This is a genomic window from Adlercreutzia mucosicola DSM 19490, from assembly GCF_000422625.1.
GTDB classification, from domain to species: Bacteria; Actinomycetota; Coriobacteriia; order Coriobacteriales; family Eggerthellaceae; genus Adlercreutzia; species Adlercreutzia mucosicola.
The window spans coordinates 69,212-85,998 of record NZ_AUGK01000009.1; the positions used below are offsets into that span (position 1 = coordinate 69,212).

Consider the following 16,787-nt stretch of genomic DNA (forward strand, 5'->3'; position numbering starts at 1 on the left):
GGGCCGCGGGAGCTTTTTTGGGGCTGCGAGAGTCGCGGAGGCTGCGAGGGCCGCGGGAACCAGGGGAGTCGCGGGAACCAAACCGGGCGTTTGCGACAGGTGTTGGAGGCAAGCGGGCGCAAAAGGCCGGTTTGGTTCCCGCGGGTGTGTCGCAAAGAGGCACTTTGGTTCCCAAGGCCGGCAAAAGGCCTGGTCGATTTCAACCGAAAATGAGCGCAAGGGAACCAAAGTGCCTCTTTGCGACATTTTTTCCAATGGAGATGGCGCAGAAGGCGGCTTTGGTTCCCTCGCTTGGTTCGGGATCTTACTGGTCGTTGCCCACAAGCCCGTTCACGAGGGCCGACACGATGGAGATGACGATGGATGCCACGAAGGCGCTGCCGAAGCTGGCGATGTAGAAGCCGGCGCCGAACAGCCCGTTGGCGAGCCAGGCAGCCAGGTAGAGCAAAAGCGTGTTCACGATGAGGTAGAAGATGCCCAGGGTGAGCACGGTCACCGGAAGCGACAGCACCTGCAGAATCGGCTTGATGGACATGTTCACAAGCGACAGGATGAGCGCGAACAGCGCGATGCCCACCCACGAGGCGCCCCCGCTGATGATCTCGATGCCGGGCACGATCCACACGGCGGCAGCGACAGCGATGGCGGTTACGATCCAGCGAATGATGAAGTTCATAAATGCCTCCTTTTCCAGTGATCCCATTATGTCAAAATGAGAGTATGACGAGAAAACATGACAACAAGCCGAAACGCGCCCGTAGCCACTCCGCCAAGCAGGGGGAGAAGCCGGCCGTCCGCCCTGCAGGGAAAGCCGCCAGCCCCACCGGGAAAGCCGCCCGCGGGGGCGCTCGCGGCGCCGGCAGCCGCCATGGCGCCGGCGGCTCCCGTAGGGGCGAGCTTCAGCCCGCCCGTCAACCGGAGGGCGCCCGTCGCCCCGTCCATCCCTCTTCCGCGCCCGCAACTCCGCGCCCCTGCGCCCTGTGTCCCGCGTTCGGTCGCTGCGGCGGCTGCAGCCAGCTGGACGTTCCCTACGCAAGCCAACTGGCCGCCAAGCAGCAAGTCGTGGCCGACCTGTTCTCTGCGATGGCACCGGTCGAGGCCGTGCAACCCATTCTCGGCATGGACGACCCCTTCCACTACCGCAACAAGGTGATCTCGCCCTACGCCCCAGCGAAGGGGAGGGGAAAGGGGAAGGGGCGGCAGACCCCGGTCAAAGTCGCCCCGAACGGCGCCGGTCGCTCCAAGCCTGTGAAATCCGCCAAGGACGCCGCCAAGCTCGGCCGCGCCGGCATCCTCACGGGCATGTACGAGACGGGCAGCCATCGTCTCATTCCCACCGATACCTGCGCCATCGAAAACGAGGTGGCCAAGCACGTCATCCTGGCCATCCGCGACATCATGGCTCGCTGGGGCATGGAGCCCTACGACGAGGATGCCGGCACCGGTTTCGTGCGTCATGCCGTGGTGCGCGTGGGCCACGAGTCGGGCGAAGTGCTGGTCACGGTGGTCACCAACGGCGATGAGTTCCCCGCATCGAAGGCCTTCTGCCGCGAATTGGCGCGCCGCGTGCCCGCCATCACCACCATCGTGCAGAACGTGAACACGCGGGCCACCAATGTGATCCTCGGCGAGAAGGAGCGCGTGCTGTACGGCCCGGGATTCATCCTGGACACGCTCTGCGGTCTCAGCTTCCGCATCTCGTCGCAGTCGTTCTACCAGGTGAACGCCACCCAAACCGAGGTGCTCTACGACGAGGCCATCCGCCTGGCCGGGCTCACGGGGGCGGAGACGGTCATCGACGCCTACTGCGGTACGGGCACCATCGGGCTGGTAGCCGCCAAGCGGGGAGCCGCTCGCGTCATCGGCGTGGACAGCGTGGCCGCCGCCATCCGCGATGCCGCCAACAACGCTCGCCACAACGGCATCGAGAACGCCGCCTTCGTGGCCCAAGATGCCACGCAGTTCATGAAGGAGCTGGCCGCATCCGATGAGCGTCCCGAGCCGCTGGTGCTGCTCATGGACCCACCGCGGGCCGGCTCCACGCCCGCGTTCCTGGAGGCCGCGGCTGCCCTGGCCCCGGAGCGCATCGTGTACATTTCGTGCAACCCCTGCACCCAGGCCCGCGATGTGCGCCATTTGGTGAAGGCCGGCTACGAGGTGCGGGTGGTGCGCCCCGTTGACATGTTCCCCCATACCGATCACGTGGAATCCATCGTCATGTTGGAGAAGAGATGCGAAAACCTCTCAACAACAGAACTGCGCAGAGGGCCGCGAGGTGGTTCTCGCCAAGCGAGTTCCGGGAGCGTTCGAAACGGCCCCGTGGGCTGTTTCGCCGAGCGAGGACTGTCTGAGGGACTGGGCATTACCCCGCGGTTCGACCCCGAGGAGCCACAACAGTGAAGGAAAGAGAATGACCGATCTCTTAGAAAAGGCGCGGCGAGTCATCGCTGACCACCATCTGGCCACCTCGGACGCGGCCGTGCTGCTCATGGTGTCGGGCGGCTCTGATTCCACGGCGCTCGCCTATCTGGGCGCCGCCCTGCACGAGGCCGGCGCCATCGGGCCGGTGGCCATGCTGCACGTGAACCACCAGCTGCGCGGCGACGATTCCGACGGCGACGAGCGCTTCGTGTCGTCGCTGGCCGAGCTGCTGCACATTCCGTTGTTCATCTGCTCCATCGATATCGCCGCCGAGGCCGCCCGCTCCCGCGAGAACGTGGAGGCGGTGGCTCGGCGCGAGCGCTATCTGGCCGCTAACGAGGCGCTGCGCTCGATGTGCCAGCACGAGGGCTGTCCGCTCTCCGAGGCGCGCATCTTCACGGCGCACACCGCCGACGACCGCATCGAGAACTTCTACATGCGCTCCATTGTGGGCACCGGCCCGGGGGGCTTCCGCTCCATGCGCTACGAGAACGGCCCGGTGGTGCGCCCGCTGTTGGATGCGACCCGCGATGAGCTGCGGGCCTTCCTGGCTGCCCGCGAGGCAGCCGGCGAGCCCTGCGCGTGCGATGCGGTCGGCAACCTCTGGCGCGAGGATGCTACCAACGCCCATACCGACCGCTTTCGTGCCTACGTGCGGCACAAGGTGGTACCGCCGTGCAAGGAGTGGAACGAGGCGCTGCCCGAGGTGCTGGTGCGTTCGATGAACCTCATTGCCGATGAAGACGATATGCTGGAGCAGATGGCTGCTGAGGTGGCCGAGCGCGACAGCGAGTGGGTAGCCGAGGATGACACTTTCGGCATCGACCGCTCCGAGGGGTTCCGCTTGCGTCCGGCCTTCGGCGCCGTGGCGCGTCCCCTGCAGCGCCGGGCCGTGCTTGCCCTCTTGCAGGCCATGCTCGGTCCCGATGCCCGGGTGGACGCTTCCAGTGTGGAGGCGGTGCTCGACGGCTTTGCCGAGGGCAAGCCACGCGGCGGATATGTGACGAACATTCAGCACGATCTGGCCGTGAGCGCCAACAAGCAGGGCGTGCTCGTGGAGCCCATGGCCTACTTCCGCGCCCGCCGCAAACGCGATAAGGAGAAGCCCACCCCGTAGGGCCGCCGCCGTAGGAGGGGGCTTCAGCCCGCCCGGCTACCTGGGTCGATGGGCGGCCTCAAGGCAGCCCCTACGAGATTGCCCCTACGAGGCTGGCTCTACGAGGTCGCTCCGACGCGGCGGTCTCTGCGTGCCGCCTGACTGCCCGTCTGTGGGGCGTCTCCTGCGAAGGCCTTGCAGGGTATGAGATGCTTGCGAACATGTGAAAGGATGTTCTTATGACCGAAGAAGCCAAGCAGCCTGAAGCCGTTGAATCCGATAAGGCGGACAGTGCCGCAGCGGGGGCGCCGGCGCCGGTCTTCGAGGTGGTGCTCGCCAGCGCCAGCCCGCGCCGCCGCGAGCTTTTGGAAGCCGCTGGCGTGAAGTTCATCGTGCACACGCCCGCAACCCCGGTGGACGAGAGCCTGGAGCCCGATTTGGCTGCCAACCCCGAGGAAGCGGCGAAGAAGCTCGCCGAGCGCAAGGCGGGGGCCGTGGTGCAGGAGGTGCTCGCCCAGAACTACACGGGCATGCTCATCGTCATCGGCGCCGACACCATGGTGGTGCTCGACGGGAAGATCTACGGCAAGCCCCGTAGCCTGTCAGACGCGAAGCGCATGCTGCGCGAACTATCTGGGCGTACCCATGAGGTGATCACGGCCGTGTCAGTGTGGATGATCGCTGCTCCCGAGGCAGACAACATCTCGCTGGGCTTCCGCACTTTCGCCGATGTGAGCCGTGTGACCTTCCGCGAGCTGACCGATGAGGAGATCGCCGACTACCTGCGCAAGGGCGAGTCCTTCGACAAGGCCGGAGCCTATGCCATCCAGGGGGAGGGGCGCGCGCTCGTGGATCACTACGACGGCGCCTGGGACACCATCGTCGGCCTGCCCGCCGAGCGCCTCGTCAAGGAATTCCCCGACTTGGTGGCCGCCGAGGCACAGGGCGGGGAAGCTGCCTCGTAGCGGGCCGAAATGAGTGGTAAGCGCTGAAAGTGGCGCTGGATTGCGAAAAGTAAACGGCTGGAGGCGCGCATGCCCCCTCAGCGACTACTTTTCGTTCTTTTGTGCCCATGCATTTCGAAAACGATTTTGAAAAGGCCTGGTCAGAAAGCCATGGGCACACGGGTCGCAGGTGAAGGCTTTCCGTGCCGATTACTTTTCGCTCTTTTGCGCCACTTTGCGGGCAAAATATTTTCCTGCAGTCGGGCGAGTGCGGATACCGGATGCCGCAGAGTGTGTTGGAGGCCGGTTTTGGCGGTCCGCCGTGCACGTGGGCGCGCCATGGCTGACGGGCGGGCCGAAGGTTGCCCTACGGGGAGGGGTGCGGCCCTCTGCGGGCGTTAGGGGGCGGCCCGCCAGGCGAACGAAACAATTGTGTTGCGTTATCGTATGTCGGGTGCGGGGTTGCAGGTCTTTGGTACACTGAACTGCGATCAAGATTCCCCGCGGTAGACGGGGAATGCGAAGCGAGACGCGAGAAAGTAGTTCACGTGCACAACGACATTTCCAAGATCATCTTCTCCGAGCAGGATCTGGCCAATCGCGTTGCCGAGATGGGCGAGGCCATCACGCGCGACTACGTCGAGGTGCCCGGCGGGGTGGTGGTCATCTCCATCCTGCGTGGCGGTGCGGTGTTCACCTGCGACCTTATCCGCCGCATCAACTTGCCTCTGGAGATGGACTTCATGGCCGTGTCCTCCTACGGCAACGGCGTGAAGAGCTCGGGCGTGGTGCGCATTCTGAAGGACCTGAACACCGATATCCGCGGGCGCCATGTCATCATCGCCGAGGACATCATCGATTCGGGCTTCACCCTGCAGTACCTGATGAAGAACTTGCTCTCCCGCGAACCCGCTTCGCTCACCGTCGCTGCGCTCATGCGCAAGGACACGCCGAACCAGGCGGACATCGACTGCCGCTATGTGGGCTTCGAGTGCCCCGACGAGTTCATCGTGGGCTATGGCCTCGATTACGCGGAGCATTATCGCAACCTTCCCTACATCGGCGTGTTGAAGCCCGAGATTTACCAGTAAAGGCAGATAGACACTATGGCAGACAACAACTCAAAGAAGCCGAACCCCTCGTCCTCGTCGCGCACCACCATGGTGATGGTTCTCATCCTGCTGGCCGTGGCGTTCTTCGTGGGCAGCCAATTCATGCGCACCGGCGCCATGGGTGGCACGGTGACCGATCAGCTGATCACCTCCGAGTTCACCCAGGCGGTGGAACAGAACCGCGTGAAGTCGGTGGTGTACTCGGCCGGCGACTACACCGTGTCGGGCACCTACTTCCCGGCCGCTACGGCCGGCGCCGAGGCCGCGAGCGCCTTCAATGGGGCCTTCGACGCGATGAACGCGCTTATGGCCACGGAACAGAACCCCGAGACGGGCAAGGTGCTCTCGGGCGTGGGCACCACCGCCCTGGACCCGGCCACCCTGGGCAAGGAACACAACTACACGTCCACCTACGTGGGCAGCGATTCCCTCGGCGAGCTGTTGGCGGCGCACCCCGATATCTCCTATCAGGTCACGCTGCCGAGCCCCTTCCTGGAGATCATCGCCACGCTGCTGCCCATCCTCATTATCGGCGGTCTGCTGTTCTTCTTCTTTTTCAAGATGCAGCAGGCCAACAACTCCCAGATGAACTTCGGCAAGGCCAAGACGAAGAAGGCCGCCGAGGAGCGCCCCGATGTGAAGTTCTCCGATGTGGCCGGCGTGGATGAGGCCGTGGAGGAGATGCAGGAGATCAAGGACTTCCTGGCGAATCCGGCGAAGTACCAGTCCATGGGCGCGAAGATTCCCCGCGGCTGCCTGCTCGTGGGCCCTCCTGGTACCGGCAAGACGCTTCTGGCCCGTGCCGTGGCCGGCGAGGCCGGCGTGCCCTTCTTCAGCATTTCCGGCTCCGACTTCGTGGAAATGTTCGTGGGCGTGGGCGCTTCCCGCGTGCGCGACCTGTTCCAGCAGGCCAAGGACGCCGCGCCCGCCATCATCTTTATCGACGAGATCGACGCGGTGGGCCGCCAGCGCGGCACGGGTCTCGGCGGCGGGCACGACGAGCGCGAGCAGACCTTGAACCAGCTGCTCGTGGAGATGGACGGCTTCGAGTCCAACGACTCGGTGGTGCTCATCGCCGCCACCAACCGCGCCGACGTGCTGGATCCGGCACTGCTGCGTCCCGGTCGCTTCGATCGGCAGATCGTGGTGGACACCCCCGATGTGAAGGGCCGCGAGAAGATCCTCACGGTGCACGCCAAGGACAAGCCCATCGGCAGCGACGTGGACCTGGCGAAGATCGCGAAGATCACCCCGGGCTTCACCGGCGCCGACCTGTCGAATCTCATGAACGAGTCGGCCTTGCTCACGGCCCGCCGCGGCAAGAAGATCATCACCATGCGCGAAGTGAGCGAGTCCATGGAGCGCGTCATTGCCGGTCCGGAGCGCAAGGGCCGCGTCATGAACGAGAAGACCAAGCACACCATCGCCTACCACGAGAGCGGCCATGCCCTGGTGGGGCATCTGCTCGATCATGCCGACCCGGTGCACAAGATCTCGATCATCTCCCGCGGGCGCGCGCTCGGCTACACGCTCTCTATTCCCGATGAGGACAAGGTGCTGAACTCGCTTTCCGAGATGAAGGACGAGCTGGCGGTGTTCATGGGCGGCCGCGTGGCCGAGGAGATTTTCTGCGACGACATCACCACCGGCGCCTCCAACGACCTGGAGCGCGCGAGCAAGATGGCCCGGGCTATCGTGACCCAGTACGGCATGAGCCCCTTGGGCACCCAAGTGTTCGGCCAGCCCAACCACGAGGTGTTCCTGGGCCGCGACTACGGCAACACCCAGGACTACTCCGAGGAGACGGCCCGCCGCATCGACGAGGAAGTGGCCAAGATCATGAAGGAGGCCCACGATCGCGCTTACGCCATCCTGGTGTCCCATCGCGATCAGATGAACCTTATGGCCACGGTGCTTTTGGAGCGCGAAACCGTGGAGGGCGAGGCTTGCGAGGCTCTGCTGGACAACAAGTGGGACGAGTACCTGGCTCGCGAGGACGACATCATCGCCGCCAAGGAGGCCGAGGAGGCGGCGGCCCGCGCCAAGGACGCCGAGCTCATGGGCGCTGCCGGGGCGTCGGTGGAGCCTGCGCTGCCGAGCGATCCTGATGCCGGCGAGACCCTGGCCGATCCCAACTGGCGCAGCGAGCACGTTGAGCCGGGCGATCAGGATCCCAACGACGCGGGACGCCCCGCGGCCACTGGTGCCGATCGCGCCGATATGCCCACCCAGGCCGAGGTGGATGCCGAGATCGATCGCGAGGACGACATGGATTCCACGCCGCTGGCCCCCGATCCGAACAAGACCAAGGACGAATAGGCCCTTTCGCCAGAAACGTCGCCTTGAAAGGTTCCTCATCCCCTTACACTTGACTTTTAGGCTGGCAAGGGATGAGGAACCTTTTTTATGATTTGGCATTGCGGACGCTTTGACTTCGATACTTCCACTCCTCTCATCATGGGGATTGTGAACGTCACGCCCGATTCGTTTTCCGACGGCGGGGAATACTTCGATACCGAGGCCGCCGTGGCCCACGGGCTGGAACTGGCGGCCCAGGGGGCGGCGATCATCGACGTGGGCGGCGAGTCCACGCGCCCCGGTTCGGACCCGGTGGACCCGGAGACGGAATGGGAGCGCATCGGCAGCGTGATCGCGGCTCTGGCCGAGCGCGAGCTGTGCGTGTCGGTGGACACGCGCCACGCCGAGGTGGCCGCCCGGGCCCTTGAGGCCGGCGCCTCCATCATCAACGACGTGTCGGGTTTCCGCGATCCGGCCATGGTGGCCGTGGCTCAGCGCAGCGGCTGCGGCTGCGTGGTAATGCACATGGCCGGCGAGCCCAAGACCATGCAGGAGAACCCCACCTACGTCGATGTGGTGGCCGAGGTGCGTGACTACCTGCGCGACCGCGCGGCGGCCCTGGAGGCGGCGGGCATCGACCATTCCCGCATCTGCATCGATCCGGGTCCCGGCTTCGGCAAGACCCCGAAGCAGACCATCGAGCTCATGCGGAATCTGCACGAGCTGGTGCACCTGGGCTATCCGGTGATGGTGGCCGCCTCCCGCAAGAGCTATGTTTCGGCTGCTTACAAGCTGGACGGCGCTGACATGCACGAGCGCGATGTGGCCTCGGCGGCCGAAGCGCTGCTCGCCTGCGAGCTGGGGGCCAGCGTGGTGCGCACGCACAACGTGGAGATGACCGCGGCTGCCCTGAAGGACCTGCGCCCCGCCGTGCTTTTGGGCCTGGGCTCCAACGTGGCTTTGGTGGCCGAGCCCGGTGAGGAAACCGAGGCGAAGATCGCCCAGATCAACCTGGCCGTGGGCTCGCTGTGCAGCCTGCCCGACACCCAGATCGTCGACATGGCCTCCTTCTACGAGAGCGAGCCGGCCTACTATACCGATCAGGACGCCTTCGTGAACACCGTGGTGCTGCTGCGCACGGGCCTGCCGCCGAAAGAGCTGCTCGGACATCTGCACGGCATCGAGAACTCCCTCGGCCGCGTGCGCACCGTGGAGAACGGCCCGCGCACGCTGGATCTGGACATCCTGGACTACCAGATGTACGTGGCCTCCGACGACGAGCTGACGCTGCCGCACCCGCGCGTGGCCGAGCGCGACTTCGTGGTGAAGCCGCTGCTGGAGATACTGCCCGGCTGGGAGCTGGCCGACGGCACTCCCGTGAATTCCGTCCCCGAAGATGCACGCGTGGGGAAAGCGAGGCGACTCTAGATGAAACTGACTATTTTGGACGAAGTCGCCTCGACCAACGAGGTGGTGAAGGCCGCCCTGCGCGAGGGCAAGGCCGAGGGGCTGGTGGTGCGCGCGCGGCGTCAGAGCGGCGGCTACGGCCGCCAGGGCCGCATTTGGGACAGCCCCGAGGGCGGCCTGTACATGTCGATGCTGCTGCGCCCCGATGTGGCCGGCTCGGGTCTGGCCACGCTAAGCTTGGTAGCGGGCCTGGCGGTGCAGCGCGCCCTGGCCGCCATGGCCGAGGCGCCCTTCCGCGATGGCATCCAGCTGAAGTGGCCCAACGACATCGTCTATATGGACGCCACCGTGGAGCGGGCCGACGAGTACCGCAAGATGTGCGGCATCTCCATGGAGGCTTGCGGCGGGGGCGTGTGCGTGGGCATCGGCATCAATGTGTTCGCCCCCGACATCGAGCGCCCCGTGGAGGGCCGCAACGTTCCCCAATACATGACCGACCTCATGCTGGCGAAGGCGCCCGATGCACCGGCGGGCGCGACCGTGGCCGAGTACGCCGCGACCCTCGAGGGCCGCGCCCAGACGGCCTATCGCGAAGAGGTTATCTCCGACGTGCAGCGCGAGGTGCTGGCCCGCTTGCTCGTCAGCTACGGCCGTTGGCGCGAGCTGGGCTTCGAGCCGTCGCTTTCCAACTACGATGCGGCGTCGTTTCTGAACGGACGGCCCGTGCGCATCGAGAACGCCGCCGGTGACGAGGTGCTGGAAGGCGTGGCGGAGACCGTCGACGAACGCGGCCGCCTGCTCGTGCGCACCGCCGACCGGCTCGTCCCCGTCTCGTCCGGCGAGGCTCACGTTATCCCGAAGCCCTAGAGGGCGGAGTTTCCCAAAGAGCGTTCCCGCCGTCATGCGGCGGGACGAACCCTGCCCCTCCTCTGCGGGCGAGAGCCCCGAGGGGTTCCATTCGCGCGGGTGTCGGCGGCATGCGGCGGGGTGAAGGCTGAATTACGAGGGGCGGAAGCGCAAAAATCGACTTATATAGCCTTGGGACGGCGATCGAGGGGACTCATCGGCATATTTTTCGATTTATATAGCGGTATTTGCCCCTGAGAACTGACGCGAATAGCTATATAAGTCCGATTCCATGCAATTAAGGGCCCTTTCGTGTCACGGGAGGGTTTCGGGCGGTGTCCGCGCGCGACTATCGCGCCGCTGGCGGTGATGTCGCCCTGTCTTGTCGTGCAGCCCGTGCTGCGAGATGCCTCCAGGGCTACAATAGCGCAGCAAAGAAGAAAGGCGCGAGAGCATGAGTGACGAGAAGAAGATTGAGCAAGAACCTCGGGAGGGTGCCGTCGACCCCGATCCGCGCGGGCAGCGTCTGCACGGAGCCTCGGCGGCCGACGACAAGGTGCTGCGCATGGGCACCGCTTCCATTCCGCGGCTGATCACGGAATTCGCCATCCCGTCGGTGGTGGGCATGCTGATCAACGGCTCCTATGCCATCATCGACTCGGTGTTCCTCGGCCATGCTGTGGGCGAGATCGGCCTGTCGGCCATGACCGTGGCGAACCCCATTATGGTGGTGTTCATGGCCATCGCCATGCTGGTGGGCAACGGCGGCAACGCGCTGGCGGCCCTGCGGCTGGGGGAGGGGCGCCGCGAAGATGCCGAGCGCGCCCTGGGCAACGTGGTGTCTCTCAGCCTGGTCATGGCTGTGATCGTGGCTTTCCTGGGATGGTTTCCCGCCTCGACTGACTGGCTGTTAGACCTGTCGAGTGCGACCGATGAGGTGCGGCCCCATGCGTCGGTGTTCATCCAGATCATCTGCTCCGGGTTCATTCTGCAGTGCATTGGTCTGGGCGTGAACAACTTCATCCGTACCTGCGGCGCGCCCAACCGTGCCCTTGGCACCATGGTGATCGGCCTGGTCAGCTCGGTTATCTTCAACTTCATTTTCGTTATCCTGCTCGGCTGGGGCGTGGCCGGCAGCGGCCTTGCCACGGTGCTCGGTTGGGGCTGCTCCTGCGTGGCCGTGCTGTGGTATTTCTGCGGCAAGGCTGAGGCTCCCCTGCGTCTGCGCCCGCCTCTTATGGCGCTGCGCCCGCGCATGGATACCACTATCGTGGCCTACGGTTTCCCCAGCTTCTGCGTGCAGGCGGGCATGGCGGCCGTGAACTTCGTGCTGAACTTCCAGTTGGTGAAGTACGGTGCGCTCTCGCCCATCGGGGCCGACGACGCCCTGGCCACCATCGGCGTGGTGCAGCGCATCGCGCAGTTCTCCATCATGCCGCTGGTGGGCATGTCCATCGCGTTGCAGCCGCTTCTGGGCTTCAACTACGGTGCCCACAAAGTTGATCGCGTGCGCAAAACCCTGTGGTACGGAATCGGGGCAGCCACTACCATCTCGGTGGTGATGTTCGCGGCTGTGCAGCTGTTCGCGGCGCCCATCGCCCAGGCGTTCGGCATCAAGCACGAGGGGCTGGTGGAGTTCACGGCCTTCGCCATTCACCTGCAGTTCCTGATGATTCCCTTCGTGGGCTTCCAGATCGTGGGCGCGAACTACTTCCAGGCCACCGGCCAGCCGGCGAAGTCCATCTTCCTGACGCTCACGCGCCAGATCTTGTTCTTGCTGCCCTTGTTGTACCTGATGCCGCTGTGGCTGCCGGCGGTGGTGCCGCAGTACAACGGCTTGGACGCCCTGCTGTTCGCCATGCCCATCGCCGATTTCCTGTCCATCTTCACCACGGCGGTGTTTATCGGATGGGAGATGGCGCGCCTGCGTCGTCTTGCGCGGTAGACGGCGGGTTGGGTTTCGCGTTCGACGACGGTGGGGCGCGCGGCCAGTGCGGCATCAAGTTTTTGTGCACTTGCATAAAAATGAGGAAATCACTTCCCGTTAACCGCTGAAGGGCTCGCGCGGGGGCGCCGGTGCATTTCGTCCCGTAGTATCTCCTTCGTCGAAAGGAGAAATGACCATGGAAACCGTACGCACGAAAACCAGCGCTTCCGCGCGCACCCGCTCCGTGGCCTTTGTGGGCCTGACCATCGCCATTATGGCGGTATCGGCATGGGTGACCGTGCCTTTGGGCCCGGTGCCCTTCACGTTGCAGATGTTCGCCATCACCTTCGCCATCGTGGTGCTTACCCCTAAGGAGGCCATCGCGGCCATCACGGGCTATTTGCTGTTGGGCGCGGTGGGCGTGCCCGTGTTCTCGGGGATGCGCGGCGGCATCGGCGTGCTGGCCGGCCCCACGGGCGGTTTCTTGTGGGGTTACCTGCTCGGCGTGGCCGCGGCGGCGCTGTTTTTGTACGCGGCGCGCACCCGCTTCGGCCAGGCGGGCGGCCGGCGCATCCCGCGGATGACCCGCGCTGAACGGGCGGCCCTGTCACCGACCCAGCGTGCGGCGAACTTTTTCCGCAACTTCGGTCTGGAAGTGGCCGCCGGCGTCATCTTCACCACGGTGGCCTACGTATGCGGCTGGGCCCACTTCATGGTGGTCGCCCAGGTGGGCCCTCTGGCGGCCTTCCTCACCGCTTGTGCCCCCTTCATCGTCGTGGACTTCTGCAAGATCGTGGCGGCCGTCGTGTGCGCTCGCGCGGTGAAGGAAGTCGTGGGGTAGGGAAGCAACGGGGGAGGAGCGCGCGACCTTCGCCGTCTGTCGTCCTCGTTTCGCACTACGGGAAACGTAGAGGGCCCCTGGGTGATGATCCCAGGGGCCCTTGGCTTGGCGGAGCTATGATGTCGTCTTACGCCTTGAAGCGGTAGCCGTAGCCGCGGACGGTCTCCACGAGGGCCGGATCGTAGCCGGCGGCGTGGATCTTGTCGCGCAGGCGCTTGATGTGGGTGTCCACGGTCTTGGTCTCGGTGAGGTACTCCCAGCCCCAGGCGTCGCGCAGCAGATCCTCGCGGGAAACCACCTTGCCGGCGCTCTTCATGAGGCTCGCGAGCAGCTCGAACTCGCGGGGGGTAAGATCGATCTCGCCGTGGTCGCCAGCGGCGGTGTGGGCGTCCTCGTCGAGCGTGATGCCCGAGGCGGTGATGGAGTTGCTGGCCCCGGGGAACTCGCCGCCCTGGCCGCGGCGCAGAAGGGCGCGCACGCGGGCGATCAGCTCACGAACGCCGAAGGGCTTGGCGAGGTAATCGTCGCCGCCGATTTCCAGTCCGACCACCTTGTCGAGCTCGGTATCGCGGGCCGATAGGAACAACACGGGGGCCGTAGTCTTGGAGCGCAGCCGGCGGCACAGCTCGTAGCCGTCCATTCCCGGCAGCATGATGTCGAGGACGAACAGATCGTAGTTGTTCGCGCTCGCGAGGGCGAAGGCCTCCTCGCCGTTATCGACGACGTCGGCGTCGTAGCCTTCCTTCCGCAACGCGTAGCTGACGAATTCGGTGATCGATGGCTCGTCGTCAACGACAAGGATTCGGCTGGGTGTCTCAATCATGGTCTTGCCTTACTCTCGTCATGTCGACGATTGCCCCACGGGGGCAGATCGTTTAATCCTTGATATAATCAGGACGTGTTCACTATAAACACTGTGTCACATTCTAAAGTAAAACTAAGGAAGATTGTCATAATTATGTTACTTGCTATTGACATCGGGAATACTCACACCGTTATCGGGGTGTACGCAGGGGATTCCCTGCGCGCGATGTGGCGCATCGCCACGAGTCGTCATACGGCGGCCGACGAGCTGCGCATCACGCTGTCGAACTTGTTCTCCCTGGAGGGCCTGTCCTTCGAGTCGATGCGGGCCTCGGCGGTGGCCTCGGTGGTGCCGCAGCTGACGAAGGCTTGGCTGAAGGCTATCAAGGACGCTACGGGCGCCCTGTCTCTCGTGTGCTGTGCGGAGGCGGCCGAAGGGCTGTTCGAGGCCGATTACCCCAATCCCAACGAGATCGGCGCCGATCGCATCGCCGACGCCGTGGCGGCTCGGGCGCGCTACGGGGCGCCGGTCGTGGTGGTGGACTTCGGCACGGCCACGAATATCGAGGTGATCGATCGCGACGGACGCTTCCGCGGCGGCATCATCGCCCCGGGGGTGCAGACCTCGGCCAACGCCCTGTTCTCCCATGGCGCCCAGCTGCCCGACATCGGCCTGGTGGCGCCTCCGGCGGTAATCGGCACCTGTACCGTGGAGGCTATCCAGTCCGGCATCATGCTGGGGGAGGCCGACCGGGTGGACGGCCTGGTGCGCCGCATTTTCGCCCAGCTGGGCTACGAGGCGCCGGTGATCGCCACGGGCGGTCTGGCCAGCGTGGTGGCGCGCCACTCGGACACCATCGACGAGGTGAATCCCGAGTTGACCCTGGAGGGTTTGCGCCTGCTGGCCGAGAAGGCCGCTGCCGATGCGGCCGCGGCGCGGAAGGATGCCGAGGGCGCGGGCGTGGCTGCGGTCGACGCTGCGGGTGCGACGGCGACGGGGGCTGCGGCATCCTGAGAGCCGCCCCGGTGGCCGCCTCCTATGGCGGGGAAGTTGCGCCCTTTGAGGGACGCGGCGGTCGCTGACGGGGCATCATCGGTAGAATGGGAAGGTGTTCCGCAAGGGCGGAGCGCATTCGTCAAAGGAGGCTGCCAGGAGACTCCCGGCGCCGCGACATGAGAAAGAGGGCCCGACGTGTTGACCGACATTGAAATTGCCCAGGCGACCGAACCGAAACCCATTGGCGAGATCGCCGCCATTGCCGGCGTCGACGAGAAGTACCTTGAGCTGTACGGCAACTACAAGGCCAAGGTGGATTACAACCTGCTGCGCGAGGAGGAGCACGCCCCGGGCAAGCTCATCCTGGTGACCGCCATCAATCCCACGCCGGCCGGCGAGGGCAAGACCACCACCACCGTCGGGCTCGCCGATGCCCTGGCCCAGCGTGGCAAGAATGTGGTCGTGGCCCTGCGCGAGCCGTCGCTCGGGCCCGTGTTCGGCATCAAGGGCGGCGCTGCCGGCGGCGGGTACGCCCAGGTGGTGCCCATGGAGGACATCAACCTGCACTTCACCGGCGACTTCCACGCCATCGGGGCTGCCAACAACCTGCTCGCGGCTTTGCTGGACGCCCATATCCAGAACGGCAACGAGCTGAACATCGATGTCCGCAAGATCACCTGGAAGCGCGTGGTGGACATGAACGACCGCCAGCTGCGCCACATCGTGGACGGTCTTGGCGGCAAGGCCCATGGCGTGCCCCGCGAGGACGGCTTCGACATCACCGTGGCCAGCGAGGTCATGGCCATCTTCTGCTTGGCTACCTCCATCACCGACCTGAAGGAGCGCTTGGGCCGCATCGTGGTGGGCTACACCTACGATGACAAGCCGGTCACGGCCCACGATCTGAAGGCCGAGGGCGCCATGGCCGCGCTTCTGAAGGACGCCCTGAAGCCGAACCTCGTGCAGACGCTGGAGGGTACCCCGGCCTTCGTGCACGGCGGCCCTTTCGCCAACATCGCCCACGGCTGCAACTCCATCATGGCCACCCGCATGGCCATGGCGCTCGGCGACTACTGCGTGACCGAGGCTGGCTTCGGCGCCGATCTGGGCGCGGAGAAGTTCCTCGACATCAAATGCCGCCTGGCCGGCCTCGCGCCCGACGCCGTGGTGGTGGTGGCCACCGTGCGCGCGCTCAAGAACCACGGCGGCGTGGCCAAGGCCGACCTGAACGAGGAGAACCTGGAAGCGCTGGAGGCGGGTCTGCCGAACCTGCTGCAGCACGTGGAGAACATCACGAATGTGTACAACCTGCCCTGCGTGGTGGCCATCAACGCCTTCCCGACCGACACCAAGGCCGAGCTGGATTTGGTGGAGGCCAAGTGCCGCGAGCTGGGCGTGAACGTGGCCCTGTCCGAGGTGTGGGCCAAGGGCGGCGAGGGCGGTCTGGCCCTGGCCGACGAGGTGGTGGCCCTCTGCGAGAACGGAGATGAGGCCGGCCGCTCGGCCGACACCTTCACCTTCTCCTACGAGGACGATCTCACCATCGCCGAGAAGATCGAGGCCATTGCCAAGCGGGTCTACCGGGCCGACGGCGTGGTGTTCGAGCCGGCCGCGCAGAAGGAGATCGCGCAGTTGGAGGCCCTGGGCTTCGGCGATATGCCCGTGTGCATGGCCAAGACCCAGTACTCGTTCTCGGACGATGCCACGAAGCTGGGCGCTCCCCGCGACTTCACCGTCACGGTGCGCCAGGTGAAGGTGTCCGCCGGCGCCGGCTTCATCGTGGCGCTGACCGGCTCCATCATGACCATGCCCGGCCTGGGCAAGGCACCGGCGGCCCACAAGATCGACGTGCTGGAAGACGGCACTATTGTTGGGTTGTTCTAGGAGCGACCCAACGCAGCTGCCGCTGCGGCTCCGACAGGCACCTGGCCTTGCGCCTCACCGCTTTCCCTCGCAGCACGAAGGCTGCTCGGCCGCGGTTCGGCACAATTCCAGGCGCCGGTCGAACTCTCGCTGACTTCCTTGGGCGAACCAGTGGGTTAGGGTATTTAGATTTACAAGAAAGGCCCGCAACGTGAAGCTGCGGGCCTTGTT

At 65.3% G+C, this 16,787-nt stretch carries 13 protein-coding genes; 11 read left to right on the forward strand and 2 right to left on the reverse strand.

Annotated features, from left to right (window positions below; translation table 11 throughout):
* Positions 1-304 precede the first annotated feature (304 nt).
* Positions 305-676 (reverse strand): phage holin family protein, encoded by a 372-nt coding sequence (locus tag G503_RS0106470; protein ID WP_028026936.1) that lies wholly within the window; start codon positions 674-676, stop codon positions 305-307.
* A 44-nt stretch (positions 677-720) separates the two neighbouring features.
* On the opposite strand from G503_RS0106470, the gene rlmD reads away from it, so the two are divergent.
* The 9 genes from rlmD (at position 721) to G503_RS0106515 (ending at position 12,892) form a co-directional block, all read left to right on the forward strand.
* Positions 721-2,400 (forward strand): 23S rRNA (uracil(1939)-C(5))-methyltransferase RlmD, encoded by a 1,680-nt coding sequence (rlmD, locus tag G503_RS14105; RefSeq protein ID WP_084636346.1) that lies wholly within the window; start codon positions 721-723, stop codon positions 2,398-2,400.
* 10 nt (positions 2,401-2,410) lie between these two features.
* The gene (tilS, locus tag G503_RS0106480) at positions 2,411-3,538 is read left to right on the forward strand and encodes a tRNA lysidine(34) synthetase TilS (RefSeq protein ID WP_028026937.1); all 1,128 of its coding nucleotides are present in this window, start codon (positions 2,411-2,413) and stop codon (positions 3,536-3,538) included.
* Between the two features lie 218 nt (positions 3,539-3,756).
* Positions 3,757-4,482, forward strand: coding sequence for a Maf family protein (locus G503_RS14110; RefSeq protein WP_051190998.1), 726 nt, complete (start codon positions 3,757-3,759; stop codon positions 4,480-4,482).
* Positions 4,483-5,009: 527 nt separating this feature from the next.
* Positions 5,010-5,552: a hypoxanthine phosphoribosyltransferase gene (hpt, locus tag G503_RS0106490; protein WP_028026938.1), complete on the forward strand. Its 543-nt coding sequence runs from the start codon at positions 5,010-5,012 to the stop codon at positions 5,550-5,552.
* Between the two features lie 15 nt (positions 5,553-5,567).
* On the forward strand, positions 5,568-7,892 hold the full coding sequence (gene ftsH / locus G503_RS0106495) for an ATP-dependent zinc metalloprotease FtsH (protein ID WP_028026939.1): 2,325 nt from the start codon (positions 5,568-5,570) through the stop codon (positions 7,890-7,892).
* A gap of 87 nt (positions 7,893-7,979) precedes the next feature.
* Positions 7,980-9,299 (forward strand): dihydropteroate synthase, encoded by a 1,320-nt coding sequence (gene folP / locus G503_RS0106500; RefSeq protein WP_028026940.1) that lies wholly within the window; start codon positions 7,980-7,982, stop codon positions 9,297-9,299.
* Entirely contained in the window at positions 9,300-10,145 is an 846-nt protein-coding gene (locus G503_RS14115; RefSeq protein WP_051190999.1) for a biotin--[acetyl-CoA-carboxylase] ligase, read from the forward strand. It begins immediately after the preceding gene.
* A 433-nt stretch (positions 10,146-10,578) separates the two neighbouring features.
* Positions 10,579-12,069, forward strand: coding sequence for an MATE family efflux transporter (locus G503_RS0106510; RefSeq protein ID WP_035022131.1), 1,491 nt, complete (start codon positions 10,579-10,581; stop codon positions 12,067-12,069).
* A 178-nt stretch (positions 12,070-12,247) separates the two neighbouring features.
* Positions 12,248-12,892 (forward strand): biotin transporter BioY, encoded by a 645-nt coding sequence (locus tag G503_RS0106515; RefSeq protein WP_051191009.1) that lies wholly within the window; start codon positions 12,248-12,250, stop codon positions 12,890-12,892.
* A gap of 127 nt (positions 12,893-13,019) precedes the next feature.
* Here the strand turns inward: G503_RS0106515 and G503_RS0106520 are convergent, their stop codons facing one another.
* Positions 13,020-13,715, reverse strand: a complete 696-nt coding sequence (locus G503_RS0106520) for a response regulator transcription factor (RefSeq protein WP_028026943.1) — start codon at positions 13,713-13,715, stop codon at positions 13,020-13,022.
* A gap of 135 nt (positions 13,716-13,850) precedes the next feature.
* Between G503_RS0106520 and G503_RS14120 the strand changes: the two genes are divergently transcribed.
* Together G503_RS14120 and G503_RS0106530 are read left to right on the forward strand one after the other, a co-directional pair.
* Positions 13,851-14,711, forward strand: a complete 861-nt coding sequence (locus G503_RS14120) for a type III pantothenate kinase (protein WP_084636348.1) — start codon at positions 13,851-13,853, stop codon at positions 14,709-14,711.
* A gap of 177 nt (positions 14,712-14,888) precedes the next feature.
* Positions 14,889-16,577, forward strand: a complete 1,689-nt coding sequence (locus tag G503_RS0106530; RefSeq protein WP_028026944.1) for a formate--tetrahydrofolate ligase — start codon at positions 14,889-14,891, stop codon at positions 16,575-16,577.
* Positions 16,578-16,787 lie beyond the last annotated feature (210 nt).

What these genes read in the sequence shown, in the direction of transcription:
- ftsH (WP_028026939.1), top strand. Translation starts at nt 5,568, where the DNA reads ATGGCAGACAACAACTCAAAGAAGCCGAACCCCTCGTCCTCGTCGCGC.
- G503_RS14120 (WP_084636348.1), top strand. Translation starts at nt 13,851, where the DNA reads ATGTTACTTGCTATTGACATCGGGAATACTCACACCGTTATCGGGGTG.
- G503_RS0106510 (WP_035022131.1), top strand. Translation starts at nt 10,579, where the DNA reads ATGAGTGACGAGAAGAAGATTGAGCAAGAACCTCGGGAGGGTGCCGTC.
- G503_RS14110 (WP_051190998.1), top strand. Translation starts at nt 3,757, where the DNA reads ATGACCGAAGAAGCCAAGCAGCCTGAAGCCGTTGAATCCGATAAGGCG.
- G503_RS0106515 (WP_051191009.1), top strand. Translation starts at nt 12,248, where the DNA reads ATGGAAACCGTACGCACGAAAACCAGCGCTTCCGCGCGCACCCGCTCC.
- G503_RS0106470 (WP_028026936.1), bottom strand. Translation starts at nt 676, where the DNA reads ATGAACTTCATCATTCGCTGGATCGTAACCGCCATCGCTGTCGCTGCC.
- G503_RS0106520 (WP_028026943.1), bottom strand. Translation starts at nt 13,715, where the DNA reads ATGATTGAGACACCCAGCCGAATCCTTGTCGTTGACGACGAGCCATCG.
- folP (WP_028026940.1), top strand. Translation starts at nt 7,980, where the DNA reads ATGATTTGGCATTGCGGACGCTTTGACTTCGATACTTCCACTCCTCTC.
- rlmD (WP_084636346.1), top strand. Translation starts at nt 721, where the DNA reads ATGACGAGAAAACATGACAACAAGCCGAAACGCGCCCGTAGCCACTCC.
- tilS (WP_028026937.1), top strand. Translation starts at nt 2,411, where the DNA reads ATGACCGATCTCTTAGAAAAGGCGCGGCGAGTCATCGCTGACCACCAT.
- G503_RS14115 (WP_051190999.1), top strand. Translation starts at nt 9,300, where the DNA reads ATGAAACTGACTATTTTGGACGAAGTCGCCTCGACCAACGAGGTGGTG.